The organism is Salinisphaera sp. T31B1 (assembly GCF_040361275.1).
Classification (GTDB): domain Bacteria; phylum Pseudomonadota; class Gammaproteobacteria; order Nevskiales; family Salinisphaeraceae; genus Salinisphaera.
The window spans coordinates 1,402,050-1,422,132 of sequence record NZ_APNH01000001.1; the positions used below are offsets into that span (position 1 = coordinate 1,402,050).

Genomic DNA, 20,083 nt, shown 5'->3' on the forward strand with positions numbered 1-20,083 from the left:
ACGATAACAGTCGTAAAAGGCTGTTTTCGGTAAAGCAGCTTGTTATGGCTGTCTATCCATGATCGTCCTGTGCTCGATGCACCGCAGGCGGACGTGATGCTCGAAACCGCGCTCTGTCTGCTGTTCGCGCACGTGCTGGCCGATTTCGTTGTCCAGACACGGGCCATGGTCGCCGCCAAGCACCGCTGGCCTGTTTTTGCCCTGCATATCGCCATCGTGGCCGTCACGGCCGGCGCCTGTCTGGGCACGGCGTCCGCCTCGGGTTGGGCGGCGCTGGGGGTGGTGGTCCTTTCACACGCAACGGTCGATTCAATCAAGACGTTTGCGTTGAACGAACGCTGGACCACGGCTGCGCCTTTCCGGGCGTTGCATATCTTCCTGCTCGATCAAACGGCGCATGTCGTATTCGCAGTGGTGGCCGCCTGGCTGTATCCGCAGGCGTTTGTCCTCGGCGCCTGGCCGAAGATACTCGACGCGGATGCCATCCGTTGGCTGCTGTCGTTCTATGTCCTGGCCGGCGGCTTCTGGCTGACTGTTCGGGTCGGTGATCTCCTGCTGGTGTCGTTCATGGCCGGGTTCCGCCGCCTCTGGCCCGCGCCGCGGCTCGTCCACAACGATCAGAGCGAGGAGTTGCCGCGGGCCGGGGCCTGGATCGGCTGGCTCGAACGCACGCTGGTTTTTCTGTTCGTACTGCTCGGCCAGTTCAATGCCATCGGCTTTGTAATGGCCGCCAAGTCGGTGTTGCGATTCGAATATGCCCGCCGGCCTTATCAGAGCGAAATCGTGATCATTGGCACGCTGGCCAGTTTCGGTTGGGCAATCGTCATCGCGCTGGTCACCCGGGCGGCGCTCGTCGAGCTGGGGCCGGGTATGGTGCGCCCGGCCGGAGGAGGTTGAACATGGAGCAGACGTCGCTGTTTGGCGAAGTTCGGAGCGCGCGCAATCAGGTGGCGGTGGCGTTCGTACCGGATTTTGCCGGCTGGCAGGCCGCGGCCCGAGCCCAATGGCAGGCCGGCACGCCGCCCGAGGCGATCTGGTGGCAGCCCGACCGCCAGGCCATGGCCGGGGGCGAGACGGACGGCAGTGCCCCACGGGTGCCGCGCGCTTTCGTCTCGCTGGCACGCACCGCTGCGTGTCATCGCAGTGCCGATCGATGGGCGCTTTTGTATCAGCTGCTCTGGCGGCTGACCCACGGCGAACGACATCTGCTCGAGTTGAGCGGCGACCCTCAGGTCGCGCGTGTCAACGCCTATGCCAAGGCCGTACGCCGCGATATCCACAAGATGAAAGCGTTCGTACGTTTTCGCGCCGTGGCCGAGCCCGACGCGCCGGACGACGCGCCACGTTATGTGGCTTGGTTCGAACCGGAGCATTTCATCGTGGAAAAGGCCAGCGGCTTTTTCCGGCGTCGATTCGCCAACATGCGCTGGTCGATTCTCACGCCGTATCGCTGTGCTCACTACGAAGGCGCGAGTGCTGGCGGCGTCTGGTTCTCGCCCGGCACCGACAAGTCGGCAGCGCCCGAGGGCGATGTGCTCGAGGACGCGTGGCGAACCTACTACCGCAGCATATTCAATCCGGCCCGGGTCAAGATATCGGCCATGCGGTCCGAGATGCCTGTCAAGTACTGGAAGAACATGCCTGAAGCGCACCTCATTCCGCAGTTGCTGCGCGAGGCCGATCGGCGCGTCGAGGTCATGCAGGAGCAGGTCAAGGATCGGGACGTCATGCGCTGCGGACCGCGGCCGATCAGTCCGGAAGCCGAACATGCCCATGCCTTGGCTCGCAGCCCTGCCAATACGCTCGACCGGCTCGCACTGCAGGCACGTACCTGTTGCAACTGTCCGCTGGGCGAGAAGGCCACGCAGACAGTCTTCGGCGAAGGACCGCGTACGGCCCGCGTGATGATCGTGGGCGAGCAGCCAGGCGACTCAGAAGACCTGGCGGGGCGGCCATTCGTGGGCCCGGCCGGACAACTGCTCGATCGTGCGCTGGCTCAGGCCGGGATCGATCGTGCCGCGCTGTACCTCACCAACGCGGTCAAGCACTTCAAGTTCGAGCCGCGTGGCAAGCGTCGTCTGCATGCCCGACCGGACGATGCGGAAGTCTTCGCTTGCAAGCCCTGGCTGGACAACGAGATCGAGCTGGTCGAGCCGACCCTGATCGTGGCCATGGGCGCAACGGCCGGGCGGGTACTTCTGGGCCGGCCTGTGCAGGTTACTCGCGAGCGCGGCATGATCGTCTCCCATGGTGATCGGCGCATTCTGCTGACCGTGCATCCGTCGTATCTGCTGCGCCTGCCCGACGCCCAGGTCGCCAAACGTGCCACGGCGCAGTTCAGCCGTGATCTCGCCCAGGCACGCGCTTGGCTGTAAACCTAGTGCCGTTGCGGCACGTCAGTACAGGATGAATACCACGCAAGCCGCGGTCATTCCGCCCATTACGGCGTTGAAGATGCGCCAGCTGCGGGCGCTGGTGAGGACACGTGATATTGCCATGCCGAAGCCCGCCCAGAACGAGATACAGGGAAACGCGACCAGCTCCATCAGCAGTGCCAGCACCAGGGCGTTGAAAAACACCGGTCCGTCGTCGGGTAGGAAGCTCGCCATCAACGTCAGCCCCATGACCCAGGCCTTGGGATTGGCGAACTGGAACAGCGCGGCCTGCCACAAGGTGAGCGGCCGCGCATCGGCGTCATGGGCCAGCGAGGGCGGCGGCGCCGATGCGATCTTCCAGGCCAGATACAGCAGATAGACCGCACCCGCGATGCGCAGCCCCTGCTGGACCAGTGGAAATCGCTGGAAAACGATGCCGAGACCCAGTGCGATCGCGGTGAACAGCACCAGACAGCCAATCATGATGCCGAGAATATGCGGCAGTGTCCGGCGATATCCGTACAGCGCCCCCGATGCGGTGAGCATGACGTTGTTGGGACCGGGTGTGGCAGTCATGGATACGGCAAACAGAACAACCGAGAACAACCAGCTGGCGGACATCATCACAGCATTTCACTTCTTTGATTGTATGGGTACAATATTCGTCCCAATCTCTTGCGAGATGGACGATTGGAGGTTCGGGGATGGTTGGAATTGTGTCAAAGGCTTTATTGTCACCATGACAATTTGGGTGCCCACGTTGTCCGGGGCCGGGCCTCGGTACCGGCAGCTCGCCGACGCCATCGCCGCGGCGATCGCGCGCGGCGAGCTTGTCGCGGGGGCGAAGCTCACGCCGCAGCGACGGCTTGCGCACGCGCTCGGCGTCACGACCGGCACGGTCACGCGCGCTTACAGCGAAGCGGAACGGCGTGGTCATGTCGAAGCCCGGGTCGGCAGCGGCACGTTCGTGCGCGCGCGACCGTCCTCGACGCCGGCGTTCGGTCACGTACAGCAGCCGGCCGCGACGCCCGGTCTGGTCGATCTGAGCCTGTCACTGCCGCCGCCGCATCCGGCGCGCGCGGCCGGGCTCAAGCGCGCCGTTGCCACGGTGCACGACCAGGACAGCACGCTCGCCCATGCGGTGTCCTACCAGCCGGAGGACGGCTTGGCACGCCACCGCGAGTGCATCGCGCACTGGCTCGATACGCTCGGTTTGCCGATGGATCCGACCGAGCTGATCGTCAATCAGGGTGGCATGCACGGCATCTTCCTGGCGCTGTCGGCACTGTGCGGGCCGAACGCGCGCCTGGCGGCCGAAACGCTCAGCTACCCCGGTCTGATCAGTGCGGCCCAGCAGCTCGGGCTGCGGACGGTCGCGCTGCCCTTCGATGAAGACGGCATCGATATCGATGCGCTTGCGCGCCGCTATGACCGCCAGCCCTTTCGTGCGCTGTATCTGATGCCGGATCATCACAACCCCACCACCACGCGGCTGAGCGAGACACGCCGCGAGGCCCTCGTCGCGCTGGCCCGCGCCCGCGATTTCTGGCTTATCGAAGACGGGGTCATGCACCTGCCGGCGGCGCACCGCGGCACGCCGCTCTATCGGCTCGCGCCGGAACGCACGATCTATCTCTTCTCGGTTTCCAAGATCCTGGGCGGCGGCCTGCGCACCGGGGTGATGCGGGTACCACAGATGCTGGCGGCACGGGTGCGCGCGGCCATCCGTGCCCAGAGCTGGATGCCGCCGCCGCTGATGGCGAGCCTGGTCTGCGAATGGATCGCGAGCGGCGACGCTGACCGGCTACTGGCCTGGCAGGAGGCCGAACTGGCCGCGCGTCAGACGCTGGTGGCCGAACGCCTGCACGATATCGAGTTCGCGGCGCGCCCGGGCGGCTTCTATCTGTGGTTGCCGCTGCCCGGCGGCCTGCGCGCGGCTGGCATGGTCGATCAGCTCGAACGCCGCGGCGTGCGCGTGACCCCGGCCGAGGCCTTTTGCGTGGGCAGCGAACCGGCGCCGCAGGCGGTGCGTATCTGCCTGAGCGCGGCGCTGGATCAGGCCGCGCTGGCCCGCGCGCTCGACACGGTGCGCGCGGTGTTGCTGCAACCCGAGCCGGTGCCGTGGCGCACGCTCTGAGGCGGCGCCGGTGCCCAGCTTGCGTGAAATCCTGCCACACTGGGAGGATGCGTCACCCGGTGTCGACTCGCACCCCAGCAATACGATCGAACGATGGCCAAATCACTCCAGGAACAGCTGCTGGCAAGCGGCCTAGCCAAACCCAAGCAGGCCAAGAAGGCGCGCCGCGAAAAGGTCCGACACGACCAGGCCGCGCGACGCCAAGGCAAGACGCCCGCAGAAAAGCAGGCGCTGGCCGACGAAGTCGGGCGCGCCGAGGCCGCCAAGCGTGAGCGCGACCGCCAGCTCAACGCCAAGCGCAAGGCCGAGCGTGAGGCCCAGGAGCGCGACCAGTCGGTGGCCCAGATCATCGAACGCAACCGCGTGAAGCCCGCCGGCAAACCCGACGAGCGCGTGGCCTACAGTTACACGGTGGACCGCAAGATCCGGCGGATCGAAGTCAGCGACGCGCAACGCAGAGAGCTGGCCGCCGGGCGGCTGGGCATCGTCCGTCATCGCGGCCGGGCCGATCTGGTGCCCCGCGCCACCGCTGAGCGGCTGATGGAAACCCTCGGCGAGCAGATATGGTTGCTGAGCCGGCCAGACGATACCCCCGCCGATCCGGACGACCCCTATGCCGCCTACACGGTGCCCGACGATCTGATGTGGTAGCGGTGCGCTGCAGCCGCGGCAGGCCAGACCGGATCGGCATACGGCATAAAACCCATGCCGTGTCGATTGCCTGTATTGCGCACAACAGTCGTATCGATCATCGTTAACCGCAAATGAGAGGCCGGTTCGTGTCGTGGCAACGGCACCTGCACCGCCGCTCGGTGCGAAGTCCGGGGAGACGCAGATGGCTCGATCGATTGGTGGGCAGCTCGGGGTGCCGGGTGTACTGCTCGTGCTGTGCGTCCACGCCACACTGGCGGGCGCGGCGGACCGTAGTCTGCTGGGGGTGGAGCGGGTCGGAATCGATGACGTGTCCGTGCCCGCGGACCGCCCCGGATTTGGCGATAACGCCGCGCTGGTGCCGCAAGGCCATTATGTGGCCGAAGGCGGTTATCGCTTCGACGACAACCAGGGCGGCGGCTCGACGCACACCGTACCGGACGTGCTTCTGCGTACCGGCATCGACCCCAACGTCGAACTGCGGGTCGGATTTGCCGGCTATGTCATCAACGCCCCCGGCCATGACGGGCCGGGCGATATGTTCGTCGGCGCCAAGATACGGCTGGCCGACGAAGGCCGCTATACCCCCATGCTGTCGGTGATACCCGAAGTCTCGCTGCCTACCGGCGACGATGAGGTGGCCAGCCCGAAGGCCTCGCCCAACCTGCGCTTCGCCTGGGGCAAGACGCTCACCGACCTGTTCGCGCTTTCTGGCAACCTGAATTTCTCAGAGGTGATCGACTCGAGCGGCGACTACAACCTGGAAACCGCTGCCTCGCTGTCGGGCGGGTTTTCACTGACCACACGGTTGAGCAGCTATATCGAGTATTACGGGATCTTTCCCAGCGGCGACAAGCGCCGCACCGGTCGCGATACGCATGCCATCAACGGCGGTTTTGCGTTCCTGGGCACGCCGAAGACCCAGTTCGACGTCTATGCCGGTAGTGGGCTCAACGACGTCGCCAGCGACGTGTTCGCCGGGGTCGGTATCGCGCATCTGTGGTGATTGGCGGCGGCTGATCATTGAAAGCGCCGCAACTGGGCGTCAACGTCAGGCAATACGCAGTGTTCCCGGAGTGACCATGACCAATCTCAAGATCGATCTCGTTTCCGATGTCGTCTGTCCCTGGTGTCCGATCGGTTTCAGGCGGCTGCAACAGGCGCTCGATCAGTTGGCCGGGCAGGTGAAGGCCAAGATCGAATGGCATGCGTTCGTGCTCAATCCGGACATCGAGCCCGATGGACGCCCCATCGTCGAACATCTGATGGAGAAATACGGCCGCAGTGCCGAGGAGATACGGGCCAACCAGCAGATGATCGTGGACGCCGCGCAAGCGCTGGATCTCGATTTCTCGCATGCGACCGAGCGGCGTTCCTGGAATACCTTCGACGTGCATCGCGTGCTGGCGTGGGCCAAGAGCCAGGGCTGCGACGAGGCGTTCCATCTGGCCCTGTTCGATGCGTATTTCGGTCGCGCCGCAAACCCCACGGATCCGGCGTTGCTCAAAGAGATCGCGGCCTCGCTCGGTCTGGACGCCACCGAGGTGGATGCGATTCTGGACTCGGATCGCTACGCCGAGCATGTACAGGCCGAGCTCGACTATTACCGCCAGGCCGGCGTGGCGTCGGTACCGTCGTTCATCGTCGACGGCCGCTATCTGCTCAGCGGTGCCCAGGATCCGCAGGCCCTGGCAGGTGCGCTGCGTCAGATCGCCGACGAGCGCGCCAGCATGGACGAGAGGCGGCCGGCGGCGTCTGCATAAAACCCGTATGCTCGAAGGTCAACGGTTCGATCCAGGCAGGCGACCATGGCCCGGGATGACGACAAGCGCGAACGCTTCCGGCTGTTCGAACAGGCCCACCGCCTGACCATCGATCTGTCGCGCTCGGCGATCACCACGCTGGCCGCGCGGGTCGGAGGGCTGACACTGCGGATTGGCACGACCTTCATACTCAGCCAGGCTCAGCTGCGGCTGTTCTCGGCCGAGCAGCGTGCCTGGATGGCGCGGGCAGGCGCCGCGATACAGGATGCGCGCACGACCGCCGGCATGTCGGTCGACGATCTCGCTGCGGCGCTGGATCTTGACGACAAGACCGTGCTGAAGGCCATGGAACAGGGCTCGGCCACGGTTTCGTTCGAGCTGATCCTGCGGCTGACCTCGCTGCTGGCTCGTAACGACCCCATTCCGTTCCTGATCAGCCTGGTTCGCGGTTTCAACCCCCGGCTGTGGGCGCTGCTCGAGGACTGGGGCATCGGCCGGCTGCCTACCATGATCGAACGCGACCGGCAGTGGATGAATATCTATCGCGGCAACGACGCCGCCCGCCAGCTCTCCGAAGCGGACTTCGATCACGCCTTGACGTTCTGTCGCAGCGCGCTGGAGATGGCGGTTCAGTTCAAGACCGGGAATCCGCCAGAGAACTCGCCCGATTCGCGCCCGCAGGACTAGGCCCTAGTTGAGCACCGTCCACTGTCCATCGCGGCGGCCGATGACCACCGGCGTGGAGGATCGACGCGAGATATCCCCGACCGTGGCCTGATAAGTGATGTTGAGTTCGTAATCGCCGTTATCACGCGCGCGCCGGTCGCGGATCGATACATCGGAAATATCGATACCGTGAGCGTCGGGCATACCCATGTGTTCGGTGAATTCGCGCGCGCCATGGCCGCCGATACGCTCGGCCAGCTGGGCGTGTTGGGCGAGCGTGGCCTGCAGGTTGCGCTCGATCGCCTGTTCGACGTCGCGGGCATCCGGCGCGTCCGAACAGCCGGCCAGCCACAGGCTCAGGTACGCGATGAAGGCAATTCGCCGTCTGTTCATACTGCCTCGATTGGCCATGGGTCACTTCTGTACGCCAGCGGGCGGCAAGCAGACGCGCCCACCGCTCGATAGCCGTCGATCGCTTGGGGCCAATCATCTCGAGTGCTATGGTTTTGGCCAGCGGCTGCGGATGGGCCGTGACGAAATCAGGGGTCGGGGACAGGCAATGACGATTGCGATCGATAGCCGGAGACAATCCGGCCAAGCACGGCTGTGGGCGCTTTCGGCCTGTATGGTGACCGTACTGCTGGCCGGCTGCGCCTGGCAGGCCGCGCAGTTCTGGGTGGCCGGCGACCAGGTTGCGCTGCGGGAGACCGATGCCGATGAGCGCCCGGCGCCCAGGAAGGCGCCGCAGCTGTTGATTGTGGCGATCGACGGTATCGATCGGCATTTGCTCTACGACATGCTCGAGGCCGCCGAGTTGCCGGAAATGGCCGCGCTGCTCGGCGGCACGCAGGACGGCGAACTCGCCCATGCCTATCTGCAGGACTCGATGGTCAGCGTGCTGCCATCGTCCACGGGCGTGTCCTGGGCCACCATGATCACCGGCCGCAACCCGGCCGAGAGCGGCGTGACCGGTAACGAGTACTTCATTCGCGATACCGGCCAGTACGCCGCGCCGGTACCGGTGACGATCCACGATGCCACTCCGGTGTTCGAGATCTACAACGACGGCTATGCCAACAAGCTGCTGGAAGTGCCGACCATCTACGAGCGCATGCGAAAGACCGATCCGGGGGTACGTGTCTGGGTAGGCATGCACCAGTACTACAGCGGCGCGGACCGGTTGATCCTGACCGACCGCACGGCCATGCTCGATGCGTTTCAAAGCCTGTTCGCCAAGCACGTGACCGACCGTCTGACCGGCGAGCAGTCGTTATCGTTGTTTCGCGAGCTGGATCAGGAAGTCATCGAGAACATGAGTGACCTGCTCGAGGACGAGCCGGCCGCCGATGTCATCACGATCTACCTGCCGGGGCTGGACCATTATGCGCATATCCACGATGCCGATCCGGATACCTCGCGCCGCGACTATCTGCAGAAAGGCCTCGAGCCAATGATGAAAGAGCTGCGGGAAACGCTCGATGAGGTGGGTGCCCTCGACGATCGCTACGTGGTGCTGACCTCCGATCATGGGCACACGGGCGTGTTGCACGATGACGAACATTCACTGGACATCGCTGCGGCAGGCGAACCCGATCAGGTACTGGAAAAGGCTGGCTTCACGCTGCGCCCCTATGAGCTGGAAATCGACGACGACGTCTTCTTCGATGCGGTGCTGGCCTATCAGGGCGCACTGGCCTATGTCTATCTGGCGGATCGCACGACCTGTCCGACCCACGAAAGTCCCTGCGACTGGACGCAGCCAGCCCGGGGCCCGGATATCAAGAGCGCGGCCGAGGCGCTGTATCGCAACAACGAAGACGGCCTGCTGGTACCCGAGATGCGTGGGGCGCTCGACATGATTCTGGTGCGTACCGGACAATCGGACGGGGCCGAGGCCGATGTGTTCGAAGTCTATACCGGGCATGGGCAGACCCAGCCCGTGGCTGACTATCTGGCCGCGAATCCGCATCCCAGCTATGTCGACATGCCGCAGCGCCTGCGCGATCTGACGATCGGCCCGTATGGCGATCGGGCCGGCGATATCATTCTCGTGGCCCACAACGGCGATCGCGACGACGTCGCACAGCGGTATTATTTCGCGCCGCTGTATCACTCGTGGCACGGCAGCCCCTCCCATCGCGATTCGGATATCCCGCTGATCGTGGCCCATCGCGACCGGACCACGGGGCAGCTCAAGCAGACCGTCGAGGGTGTGCTGAACGGCGGCCACGAGCAACGTCTGATCGCCGATCTGCTGGTCGCGATCCGTGCCGGGCAGGCCCCGGGAACCGAGTCGGCCGACTCCGATGCCGGCCGCTGAGACAGACCAGGTGAACACGCCGCGGGCAGAGGAGGAAACCGCGCTCGCGCCCTCGCTCTATCGACGGATCGAAACGGCGATCCTCGCGGCCGTTGCCGAGCGTGGTTCGGGCAAGACCGTCTGTCCGTCGGAGGTCGCTCGGGCACTGGCCGCCCCCAAGGAGGCCAGTGACGCATGGCGTGATCTCATGCCGGCGGTGAGAGCGGTCGCTGCCGACCTGTGTGCTGATGGGCGGCTGACGGTGACTCAGCGTGGCGAACCGGTGGACGCGCGGCGCGTGCGCGGGCCGATCCGTCTGGGGCGGCCGCCGGGTTGAGCCCGCCGCCGCGGGGCAGCATCAGTCGTCGTCGTTGGCCGACGACGATGCCGGCTCGGGCAGTCGCTCGTCCGGGGCCGTTTGAGGCTGCGGCGGGGCGCTGCGATGCCAGACGTCGAGTTGCGGAAAGGCAATCGTGATGTCGTTATCGCGAAAGGCCGCGTCGATCGCGAAGTTCAGGTCCGATATCACGATGAAGCGCCGCGTGATATCGCGAACGAAACAGCGCAGTTCGAAATCCAGCGTGGAATCGCCGAAATTGCGGAACAGGGCCAGCGGTTTGGGCACACCGCCTGCGCCGTCGCTGAGCACCTCGTGATGGGCGTGCGCAACCTCCAGCAGCAGCGTCTGGACCCGCCGCACGTCGCTGCCGTAGGCCACGCCGACCGTACAGATGATGCGCCCGAACCGATCGCGCAGGTTCCAGTTCTTCAGATGATTGGTGATCAGCTCGGAGTTGGGCACGATCACCGTCATGCGATCGAGTGTTTCCAGTTCGGTGCCGCGAATACGCACTCGTCGGACAAAGCCCTCGGTGTCGCCGACGCTGATGAAATTGCCGCGGCGAATCGGTTGTTCGAACAGCAGGATCAGTCCCGAGACGAAGTTGTTGACGATGTTCTGCAACCCGAAGCCGATGCCCACCGACAGTGCGCCGGCGATCAGCGCGAGCTTGGACAGATCCAGGCCCGCGTAGCTGAGCACGGCCAGGGTGGCGATCACGAACAACACGTAGCTGGTGAGCGTGGCGATGGCTTCGCGCGTATGGCTTTCCAGCGGCGTGCGCGCCAGCCATTGGGTTTCCATTCGCGCGGTCACCCAGCGGATCACGCCGGCTGCGACCACCAGCAGCATCGCGCCGACCAGCACCTGGGCCGGTATCACCTGCAGTTGGCCGATCTTGAAGCCGGTCCAGGCGAAATGATTGAGCAGCTCGATGCTTGCCTTGGACAGCCCCCAGATATGCAGTAGCAGCATCGGCAGCGACAGCCAGATCAGCAGATGCACCAGCGCGGCGAACAGATCGGCTTCACGGAAACGCTCCTCGGCCTCGACGTGCAAGAGCCGGCGCAGGCGCCGCTGCCAGGCATGGCGGCCTTCGTGCAGGCCGTCGACCAGGCGGTCGATGCCACGGCTGGCCAGCCAGGCCGCCAGCACGGCCCCCAGCGTGCCCGCGATGGGCCGGATCGGCAGGTCGACGATCTCGCCCGGACGGAGCCAGTCGAATACAGCCATGCCGCCGGCGGCCAGCGTCACGGCGACCAGGATGATCGTGATGAACGTGTAGCGTCCCACCCCCTTGCAGCGTCTCCTCGTGCGCGGTTATTTCGTACCCTTCTATTACTAGCACGATTGCAGCCGGGGCATACCTGCGGCTTTGGGCGTAGGCCGGGCGGGCGTACAACCTCGGTGGGCCGCAAGACGGCCTGGCACCAGCGGTCGGCACGCGGCTGGCGGTGGTTCCGCGCGCCGCGTGCCGCCGGAGCGGTTTGCCCGTGGTGCGGCCGTGCTGCATATTCGAGTCCTCATTTCGCCGGGTTGGAGCCGCCCTCGGCCAACGGCCGGGCAATCCTGCAGAGACCGCAGCCGATGCCATGAAACGTGTGTTCAACCGCAATTGCGTCGTGCTTTCGTGTGTCGCGGCCGCACTCCTTGGCAGTGGGTGCACGCTCGACCGGCCGACGGTGCATGTCGATTCGATCGCCGCGCTGCGCCAGGCTATTGCCAACGCGCCGGCCACGGGCCAGACGATTGTTCTGGCGCCCGGTCGTTATCGACAGGTGCGCCAGATCATCATCCATGATCGCGACCGCCTGACCGTGACCGGCAGCACCGACGATTTCAACGATACGGTCATCAGCGGGCCGGGCATCAACGACCAGCGCGTGCGCAGCAATATCGTCGTCGATGCGTCGAAGCACGTCACGATTGCCCACATGACACTTGAAAACACGGCCTATCACGGCGTACAGGTCGATCACGACTCGGACAACTTCGTCGCCCGCAACCTCAAGACGTGGGATAACGGCGAGTCCGGCTTCAAGGTCACCAGCCCGTCATATGCCCGGGGAGACGAGTCCTATTCCGACGATGGCCTCATCGAGAATTGCCTGATCGGCTTCAGCGGCACCGGTCAGCGCAGCGTTGTCGAGGGTATCGACATCGTGGGCGGCAATGGCTGGGTGATTCGCGGCAATCGGCTGGAAAACATCCTCAAGGCCAACGGCCATGCAGCCTATGCCGTGTTTGCCAAGGGCAACGCGAGCGGCACCGTCATCGAGAACAACCAGGTGTTCAACAGCTCGGTGGGCCTGTCGTTCGGCGGGGGCGGAACGGGGGCGAAGTTCTTTCGCGACGGCGATACCACATATGAAACCCGCGGCGGCGTGATTCGCGGCAATCGGGTCTACGGCACGCACGACACCGGCATATATCTGAACAAGGCGCACGACTTCAAGGTGCACGACAATATCGTCATCAATGCCCGGCGCGACTCGACTGCGATCGCCGTGCGCTATCCGCAGAGCCGCGGTCGTATCTACAGCAACACGGTCAACGCGCGCATCCTGCGCCGCGACGGCGCGCGTGCCTCGATCTTTCGCAATGAAACGGTCGCCGAGAGCCCGGCCCACCCGCGTAGCGCCCACCGCATGATCGACTAGGCTGGCTCGAAGCGGCGCAGGGGCCGGTGTTTTCGAACTTGGGTGGCGCTCGGAGCGCGGCGTCGGCCGCTTTCGCTTGCGGGTTCGATACAGCCACAAAGCGATCGGCCGCCGGTGGGGCCGGGTCGGGTACATCGGCGGTCGTCGGTGGCTGCCGAAAACAGATGATTCGAACGCGATCCGGACGTGTCGAAGGCGTCCGGTCGACAGGAGCCGATCCGTCGCCGTGGAAGACCGCTCGGATCGAGACGAACCCGGGTCGGTCGCACCGCGTATCGGTCGCCGTCGTTTTCTTTGGCATGGTGGTCGTCCAGCATTTCTTAATTAAGGACGATCCATGACACGGCCACTGCAACAGACCACGGCAATCATTACCGGCGCCTCCAGCGGAATCGGGGCTGCCACGGCGCAAACGCTGGCGGATCTCGGCGCAAACGTCGCGCTGTTGGCTCGTCGTGCCGATCGCCTGACCGAACTGGCGGACCAGATCAACGCCGGCGAAACAGGCCGGGCCCGGGTCTGGGCCGTGGACGTGACCGACGAGGGAGCGGTCACAGCCGCCATGAGCGAGATCGCCGAGGCGTTCGGCGGTATCGATCTGCTGGTCAACGGCGCCGGCGTGGGCACATGGGCGCCGGCGCGTGAATCGCGTCTGTCGGATTGGCGCGCCATGGTGGAGGTGAACATCAACGGCGTGCTCACCTGTACGCATGCGGCCTTGCCGTATCTGGTGCGAGCGGCCGAGGGCGGGCGCAAGATCGCCGATATCGTGACCGTCAGTTCGATCGCAGGTCGTCGCGTACCCGGGCCGAACAGCAATGTCTATTCGGCGACCAAGCATGCGGTGAATGCCTTCTCCGAAGCACTGCGCCGCGAACTGGCCGAGCAGCATGTACGGGTCGGCGTCGTCGAGCCGGGCATCGTCACGACCGAGATGACCACCAGCGGCGACAAGTACGCCCCGGATGCACGGAATCCGTCGGGTCTGGGGTTTCTTCAGGCCGGAGATATCGCCGACGCGATCGGCTATATGGTGACACGCCCACGGCATGCCACCATTAACGAGATACTCATTCGTCCGACTGAACAGGCCGCCTGAACCGATACGGCTGAGCATGGCCCGACGAGCGGTCGGCACGCATTGGTGCGCCTCGACTGCCGTCGGCCAGGCCGGTCGCAGCCAGCCGTTCGCAGGGTGGTCGATCCAGGCATCGACGAGGGTGCTGGCACCGGGTTTCGACAGGGCGGCACGGTGCCAGGGCGCTTCGTCTAGCTATCGTTCTGCTGTTGGCGTCCCCCCAACAGTGCCGGTGCGTGGCCGAACAGGCGGGCCGCTGTGGGCACCTGCCGCGCTGCAAAACGAGATCGGCCGGGCGATTACAAGCGATGCTGGTTGCTGCGTACCGGTTTTTACGGGCGCATGGTGATCGCAACCGCGCCTGTCGCGATTGCCCACCGGGCAGCCGGCCAGACGCTGGCGCGAAACCGGCCTGCGGCACGGTGCGTCGGCTTCATTCCAGTATTTCGACCGTATCGCCACGCCTCAGTCGGCCGGGGTTCTCAGCAATCAGATTCTGGCCAAACATCACGTCCTTGCCCTGGTTACGATAGCTCGACAGCGTGCGCAGCGGTTCGCCATCAGTGCGGCGTCGGCCGGTGGCCGGGTCGACCGTGATCATGACGCAACGCGCGCAGGGCTTGGCCACACGAAAAACCACGTCGCCGATTCGGATGCGCCGCCAGGCGTCCTCGGCGAAGGCATCGACCCCAGCCACCACCACGTTCGGCCTGAACTGCGCCATCACGTGCGTGCCGTCAGTGCGCGCGTTGACGTCGGCCAGCGAGGCGGTACTCGTCAGCAGTAGCGGATAACCGTCGGCAAAGCTCACGCGGGTGCCGATCGTTTCTCGAAAACGGGCCGATCGCTCGCCGAGCCAGAGCAGATGCACTGGCTCGGCGACAATACGGCTGAACCAGGCATCGAGCGCAAAAGTGGTGGTGAAGGCTTCGAAATCGTCGGCCCAGACGCCGGTCGCGAACCGCTGCTCGCCGAAGTGATCCCGCGATGCGTCGAGCGCCGTCTGATCGTCGCAGAGCAGCCTCAGGTAGCGGCCGTCGAAGCGCGCCGTCACCCGCTGAAGCTGTGGGTGGGTGCGGGCCGTCACGAACCGCCCGTCCGGTTTGACCACCATGAAACGTCGATCCCGACACAGACCCTCTTCGGTGACTTCGGCCGAGTTCAGCGCTTCGCCTGCGGTGGACTTGATCGGATAGCGGGTAATAGCGGTCAGCGTGGCCAAGATCGAAGGACAGAAACGTAGCGTAGGCCTAGATTAGGATAACCGGGCGTTACCCGTCACGGTGGCTCGGCTGATGCGGGCGCCGGAGCCATGTGATCCGGTTCGACAGGTAGCCATGCGGCTGCCCCGGGACTGCGGCGGCTGCAACGCGTAGTCACCGTGATCTTCGCGGGCAGGTGCGCCCTGACAGAGACAAATCATGCCGATCCATCGGCTGGCCGATATGCCAGTCGCTGCGTTCGACGGGTTGTCGTATTTCGCCCGCGGCCGGATTCGCGGTCCGCGCATGCGCTGGGCGCTCGGGGCAGTTGGCGGTCTATCGGGTCCGGCTGCTGCAACAGCGCGAGCACCGAGTGTGTCTGCGTTACGTGCCGAGCATGATCGTCAAGAGTGGGCCGGCCGCGAAAGTACGGCACCCACCGGCCAGGCCGAGCCGGGCTGGCGAGGAAGGCGAAACGGCCGGGCTCGCAGCTACCGCAGGCCCGGCCGGGTGCCTCAGCCGTTGTCGGTGGGCGCAAGCAGCTTGTTGAAGTCCGTGTCGAGCTTGTCGAGCGAACTCGCGATATGTTCGCGCTGATCGGCGATCCACTGGTCCTGCTTTTTCAGCCGTTCACGGGCCTCGGCGAGCATACGGTCCATTTCGGCTGGCTGTGGGCCGCCGCGTGTGGCGCGGTTGTTGACAATAGCCGTCGGGTCCAGGGCATCGCGGAACTGCGACTCGGACATGGGCAGTTCGTGCGGCTGTTCCGGATCCTCGGCGGTCACGACCTCGGTATAGATCCGCTGGGCCTGCTCGTAGGGGAAATCCATCGGCTTGATGTCGTGCTCGCGCGCATAGCTGACCACGCCGGAGGCGAAATGATGCCCTACGCGGAAAGGCAGCTTGTGCTCCCGCATGAGGATATCGGCAAGCTCCTGAGACGCGGTCCAGTCGCTGTTGAGCTCGGCGAGGGCGCGTTCGGGGTCGATACGCAACGCCTTGAGGATCTTGTCGAACTTGTCGACCACCGTGATGCCGGCATCGACCATCGCCGAGTTCTGGGTGGCATCCTTCGGGTCGCTCATGCCGGGGGTGATGTTGTGCATCTGCATCATCGGGCCCAGCGCCAGCGTGATGGCATAGGATGCGTCGCTGCGGGTGGAGTTGAGCAGCCCCGGGTTGCGCTTTTGCGGCATCGAGCTGGACACGTAGGTATTGTCGCCGCCTTCCTGCAACAGCATCCATGGCTGCGGGTCGGCGTACTGGGTCAGCAGGTCCTCGACGAAATTGCCGGTATGCAGGGCGATGGCCGTGACGATGGAACCCACTTCCACCGGTTCGTCCATCGACGAGATCTGCGAGGCATCGTAGGCGTTGTCGACCACCGCATGGAATCCGAGATAGTCGGCCATACGCTGACGATCGAGAGGCCAGCTCGTGCCGTTGAGCACGGTGGTGCCCATGGCCGAACGATCGATTCGTTCATAAGCCTGGCGGATGCGCTGGGCATCGCGGTCCAGCCCCGCTGCGTGGCCCAGCAGTTGATGGCCGTAACTGTTGGGCTGAGCGGCCACGCCGTTGGTGTAATTGGGCACGATCGTGGCCTTGTGGCGGGCGGCCAGCTCGACCAGGGTCTTCGACGTGGTATTGAGATGGTCGGCCAGTTCGAGCAGGTCGTCGCGCAGGATCGCGGCACGGAAGGTGGCGTGCATATCCTGGCTGGAGCGCCCGGCGTGCAGCAGGGTCACGTCCATGCCGCCGGCGTCGATGAGCAACGGCTCGAACTTGATCACGCGGCCCGGCCGTTCGCCGCCCGGTTTGTTGCCGGCGTCGAGTACGTCCTGAAGCGCGCGGGCGATGGCCGGCGTCTTGTCCTTGTCCAGCAGGCCTTGCTGGGAGTTGATCACGGCGGTGGCCTTATTCATCTCGCCGAGCCAGAAGAATTCGTCGCGCTCGGTGTCGTCGGACTGCGCTGTTGCAACGCCTATCTGGCAAGCTGCGGCCAGGCCGATCGCCGCACAGCGCAGGGCGAGGGTTTTCTGGCGGCCAACGCGATCTGCGCGGTGATGTGTCGGTCGAAAAAACAATGTCGCGAGTCTCATGAAGGCCTCCCTGGCGCTGGATTCCGAATCGCCGGTCGGATGCAACCCATGCCCCGCTCAGACCGACAGGCAGCCCGTGTGCTCTACACACGTCCGCCATCGGAGAGATTATATGAATTCGCCCCCGGCATGGGTGGGCGCGATTGGCTCGCCCACCGCCGGCCCGGGCGATCCGGGGAGCGGCCTTTACGCCCACGTGCTTGCATGCCGGCGTATCGGAACGGGTGTGGCGGTTGACGTCCGTATGTCTGGACGTCGATAGTCCCGTGTCCCGATGCCGGGGCACAGCCAACGCCGAACGAGCGGATCACGATGGATTTTCTACTGCTTCATGGGGGCCTGCACGGTGGATGGTGCTGGCAGGAGACTGCGCGAACGTTGCGGGCTTTCGGGCATCGTGTCGTCACACCGACGCTCACCGGCTCCGGCGAGCGGGCCCATCTGCTGACACCCGAGATCGATCTGGATACCGGCATCGCCGATATCGTGGCCGTCATCGAGGCGGAGGAGCTGTCGGATCTGACTCTGGTCGCGCACAGCCTGGGCGGGGCGGTGGCATGCGGGGTGGCCGACCGCCTGGGCTGCGGGATCGTTACGCGTCTGTTGTTTCTCGATGCCATGATTCTGCAGAACGGGCGTTCTGTGCTCGACGAGATGCCACAGGAGGTCGCCGCCACCCGTCGCGAGATGGCGCGGGCGAGCGGCATGAACAGCATCGAGCCGATCGCGCCGGAGAGTTTCGGCCTGACCGACGCCGACCAGATCGCCTGGGTGGCGCGTCGGCAGACGCGTCAGGCATTCGGCTGCTTTTCCCAGCCGCTGAAGTTGGCCCACCCCGTAGGTAACGGGGCCGCTTGTACTTATATTCGTTGTACCCGCCCGCGGTACCCGGCGGTCGAACCCAGCGCCGCATGGGCGCGTGATCAACCCGGCTGGTCGTTCGTCGAATTCGATGCTTGTCACGACGCCATGGTGGAAAAACCGCACCGCCTGGCCTGTCTGGTCGAGACTCTCGCTGTGCGGGCGTGAGCAGACAGAGCGGCGATCGAAAACACAGCTTTCCGCTGCGAGGGCGGGACCGCCGACGCGGGCGTCGGCTGCGCGCCGGGCGGGCCGATCACGACTCGCCGACGAGCAGGCCGGGCAGACGTCGCAGCACCTGTTTGGAAAAGCCGAGACCGACGTGGCTGCCGGTCACTCGGATATGCTCGACGTCATCGCTGAAGCGGTCGATACAGGCCTGCCAGGCCACCACGCCATCCGAGGCGCTGTACAGCGCGCACACGGGGCGCCGCAGCGGTACGGCATAGCGCGCCAGGGTCGCGGCTTCGGCATCGTCGCTGCGAATGCCGCGCCGCTCGTAGACGTGTGCGACGCTCGTATATTTCGGTCCACCCACCACCGGGCTGCCGAGCGTGACCACGCGGTGGACAAGGTCCGGGCGTTCGCGGGTGATCTCGCGTGCGATATAGCCGCCCAGGCTCCACCCGACCAGCGATAACGGCTGCGCGAGACGGGCGCCGAGCCGTTCCAGCCGCTCGATCACGCGCGGCGCGAGCGCCTGTACATCGCCATGATTCGTCCCCTGGCCCCAGTCCCAGGTCCGAAAGCCGCAGCGGCGCAGATGCCGCCGGATCATCCACATCGAGCCCGGCCCGGCGCCCAGCCCCGGCAGCAGCATTACAGGGCGTCCGTCGCCGACGGGCTCGTGCGGGAGCATTCGCCATTGCGCCGGATCGAGCGCGAGCCGTAGTGGGGTAAGCAGTTCGCCGGCCAGCAGTCGCTTGGCAGGGGGCGCCATATGACGCCCGTATCGGCGCTCGAACTCGGCGCTGTTCATGGCAGGGAGTGCGGTGAATTCAGGCTGTCCAGCCAGTGTACGCGCGATACTCGTCGGCGAGCAGCGAAGAGGCCGTGCCGATCGGCTCAAAGATGAATACTGGCTTCCTCGCGCAGCGCAAAGATATCCCGGAACGCGATATAGATCGATACGCCGAGCACAGCCGTCGTCGCCAGAGCCAGCAGAGCGAACCATAGGATGCCGATTGCGCCCAGTGGGATCGCAAGCGACGGCATGTCGGCTACCGCGCGTACGACCATCACCATCAGCCGAATCGTCACGCCGAGCACGGCGAGCCCGATGGTGCCGACCACGATATGGACACACAGCGCGCGCCAGTTCAGAGCCAGGGCGCGCATGCTCCCCGCCGTGGCCGATAGCGGATCCTGATGACCAAAGAACACAAGGGCCGGTTGGAACCACATCGCGCTCGTGACCGCCACTGTGAGCGCGACGCTGAGGCCTGCGAACACGGTGATCGGCACGTGCCGGCCCACTGTCAGCATCAGACAGATCGTGCCCACCGTCTGAAGCGCGAACTGGATCAGCCCCGCGCCCAGCAGCGCACCGAAACGATGGCTGAAACCGGCCAGCAACGGTCGGTAGCCGAACGGCCGTCCATGCAGACGCCGGTGGGCCAGCACGGCCGGGCCGATCGCCAGACAAGGCAGCACGATCGTGGAAAGAATCCCGCCGACCCGGGGTACTAGAGAGCAGCCAGATACCACCGCGGCCGAGACCAGAATGAGCAGCAGTGCGGCGATCAGCCAGCGTCCGGACGTTGTGTGGAAGAGTGCGAAGCTATCGCGCCACCAGAGCAGGCCATGACGCGCCGGAACGACCTTCGGCGCCTCGATCCGGCACGGCGGATCGATGGGGTTCGACACCAGCATGCGGGCTCCTCGGACGCTGTTGGCTGGCTGAATTCAGCGCGCGAGTTTAAATCATCGAGCGCGCAGGGAGCAGCATG

General features: G+C 65.2%; 19 protein-coding genes. 12 read left to right on the plus strand and 7 right to left on the minus strand.

The window, feature by feature from the left end:
* Positions 1–69 precede the first annotated feature (69 nt).
* Together T31B1_RS06435 and T31B1_RS06440 are read left to right on the plus strand one after the other, a co-directional pair.
* A complete protein-coding gene (locus T31B1_RS06435) occupies positions 70–897 on the plus strand; it encodes a DUF3307 domain-containing protein (protein WP_353248613.1) in 828 nt (275 codons plus the stop codon).
* Positions 898–899: 2 nt separating this feature from the next.
* Positions 900–2,375 carry a UdgX family uracil-DNA binding protein gene (locus T31B1_RS06440; RefSeq protein WP_353248614.1) on the plus strand — a complete coding sequence of 492 codons (1,476 nt, stop codon included), beginning with the start codon at positions 900–902 and terminating at the stop codon, positions 2,373–2,375.
* 21 nt (positions 2,376–2,396) lie between these two features.
* Here T31B1_RS06440 and T31B1_RS06445 read toward each other — a convergent pair whose 3' ends face one another.
* Complete coding sequence (locus T31B1_RS06445; protein WP_353248768.1) at positions 2,397–2,999, minus strand: LysE family translocator; 603 nt, start codon at positions 2,997–2,999, stop codon at positions 2,397–2,399.
* A gap of 115 nt (positions 3,000–3,114) precedes the next feature.
* Between T31B1_RS06445 and T31B1_RS06450 the strand changes: the two genes are divergently transcribed.
* The 5 genes from T31B1_RS06450 (at position 3,115) to T31B1_RS06470 (ending at position 7,613) form a co-directional block, all read left to right on the plus strand.
* On the plus strand, positions 3,115–4,512 hold the full coding sequence (locus T31B1_RS06450) for an aminotransferase-like domain-containing protein (RefSeq protein ID WP_353248615.1): 1,398 nt from the start codon (positions 3,115–3,117) through the stop codon (positions 4,510–4,512).
* A 93-nt stretch (positions 4,513–4,605) separates the two neighbouring features.
* Positions 4,606–5,163 carry a DUF2058 domain-containing protein gene (locus tag T31B1_RS06455; protein ID WP_353248616.1) on the plus strand — a complete coding sequence of 186 codons (558 nt, stop codon included), beginning with the start codon at positions 4,606–4,608 and terminating at the stop codon, positions 5,161–5,163.
* Between the two features lie 184 nt (positions 5,164–5,347).
* Positions 5,348–6,169, plus strand: coding sequence for a transporter (locus T31B1_RS06460; RefSeq protein WP_353248617.1), 822 nt, complete (start codon positions 5,348–5,350; stop codon positions 6,167–6,169).
* Between the two features lie 76 nt (positions 6,170–6,245).
* A complete protein-coding gene (locus T31B1_RS06465; protein ID WP_353248618.1) occupies positions 6,246–6,926 on the plus strand; it encodes a DsbA family oxidoreductase in 681 nt (226 codons plus the stop codon).
* A gap of 45 nt (positions 6,927–6,971) precedes the next feature.
* On the plus strand, positions 6,972–7,613 hold the full coding sequence (locus T31B1_RS06470; RefSeq protein WP_353248619.1) for a hypothetical protein: 642 nt from the start codon (positions 6,972–6,974) through the stop codon (positions 7,611–7,613).
* A gap of 3 nt (positions 7,614–7,616) precedes the next feature.
* Here the strand turns inward: T31B1_RS06470 and T31B1_RS06475 are convergent, their stop codons facing one another.
* Positions 7,617–7,985, minus strand: a complete 369-nt coding sequence (locus T31B1_RS06475; protein ID WP_353248620.1) for a hypothetical protein — start codon at positions 7,983–7,985, stop codon at positions 7,617–7,619.
* Between the two features lie 166 nt (positions 7,986–8,151).
* On the opposite strand from T31B1_RS06475, the gene T31B1_RS06480 reads away from it, so the two are divergent.
* Both T31B1_RS06480 and T31B1_RS06485 read left to right on the plus strand, forming a co-directional pair.
* Entirely contained in the window at positions 8,152–9,912 is a 1,761-nt protein-coding gene (locus T31B1_RS06480; RefSeq protein ID WP_353248621.1) for an alkaline phosphatase family protein, read from the plus strand.
* A 10-nt stretch (positions 9,913–9,922) separates the two neighbouring features.
* Positions 9,923–10,228, plus strand: coding sequence for a DUF3253 domain-containing protein (locus T31B1_RS06485; protein ID WP_353248622.1), 306 nt, complete (start codon positions 9,923–9,925; stop codon positions 10,226–10,228).
* A 21-nt stretch (positions 10,229–10,249) separates the two neighbouring features.
* Here the strand turns inward: T31B1_RS06485 and T31B1_RS06490 are convergent, their stop codons facing one another.
* Positions 10,250–11,524 carry a mechanosensitive ion channel family protein gene (locus T31B1_RS06490; RefSeq protein WP_353248623.1) on the minus strand — a complete coding sequence of 425 codons (1,275 nt, stop codon included), beginning with the start codon at positions 11,522–11,524 and terminating at the stop codon, positions 10,250–10,252.
* Positions 11,525–11,823: 299 nt separating this feature from the next.
* On the opposite strand from T31B1_RS06490, the gene T31B1_RS06495 reads away from it, so the two are divergent.
* On the plus strand, positions 11,824–12,891 hold the full coding sequence (locus tag T31B1_RS06495; RefSeq protein WP_353248624.1) for a right-handed parallel beta-helix repeat-containing protein: 1,068 nt from the start codon (positions 11,824–11,826) through the stop codon (positions 12,889–12,891).
* A gap of 337 nt (positions 12,892–13,228) precedes the next feature.
* Positions 13,229–13,990 (plus strand): SDR family oxidoreductase, encoded by a 762-nt coding sequence (locus T31B1_RS06500; RefSeq protein WP_353248625.1) that lies wholly within the window; start codon positions 13,229–13,231, stop codon positions 13,988–13,990.
* 412 nt (positions 13,991–14,402) lie between these two features.
* On the opposite strand, the gene T31B1_RS06505 is transcribed toward T31B1_RS06500, so the two are convergent.
* Entirely contained in the window at positions 14,403–15,191 is a 789-nt protein-coding gene (locus tag T31B1_RS06505) for an MOSC domain-containing protein (protein ID WP_353248626.1), read from the minus strand.
* Between the two features lie 495 nt (positions 15,192–15,686).
* Positions 15,687–17,273 carry an argininosuccinate lyase gene (locus T31B1_RS06510; RefSeq protein WP_353248627.1) on the minus strand — a complete coding sequence of 529 codons (1,587 nt, stop codon included), beginning with the start codon at positions 17,271–17,273 and terminating at the stop codon, positions 15,687–15,689.
* A gap of 312 nt (positions 17,274–17,585) precedes the next feature.
* Between T31B1_RS06510 and T31B1_RS06515 the strand changes: the two genes are divergently transcribed.
* The gene (locus tag T31B1_RS06515; RefSeq protein WP_353248628.1) at positions 17,586–18,302 is read left to right on the plus strand and encodes an alpha/beta fold hydrolase; all 717 of its coding nucleotides are present in this window, start codon (positions 17,586–17,588) and stop codon (positions 18,300–18,302) included.
* Between the two features lie 88 nt (positions 18,303–18,390).
* Here the strand turns inward: T31B1_RS06515 and T31B1_RS06520 are convergent, their stop codons facing one another.
* Both T31B1_RS06520 and T31B1_RS06525 read right to left on the minus strand, forming a co-directional pair.
* Positions 18,391–19,113, minus strand: coding sequence for an esterase/lipase family protein (locus T31B1_RS06520; RefSeq protein ID WP_353248629.1), 723 nt, complete (start codon positions 19,111–19,113; stop codon positions 18,391–18,393).
* Positions 19,114–19,199: 86 nt separating this feature from the next.
* The gene (locus T31B1_RS06525; protein WP_353248630.1) at positions 19,200–20,006 is read right to left on the minus strand and encodes a hypothetical protein; all 807 of its coding nucleotides are present in this window, start codon (positions 20,004–20,006) and stop codon (positions 19,200–19,202) included.
* Between the last annotated feature and the right edge of the window lie 77 nt (positions 20,007–20,083).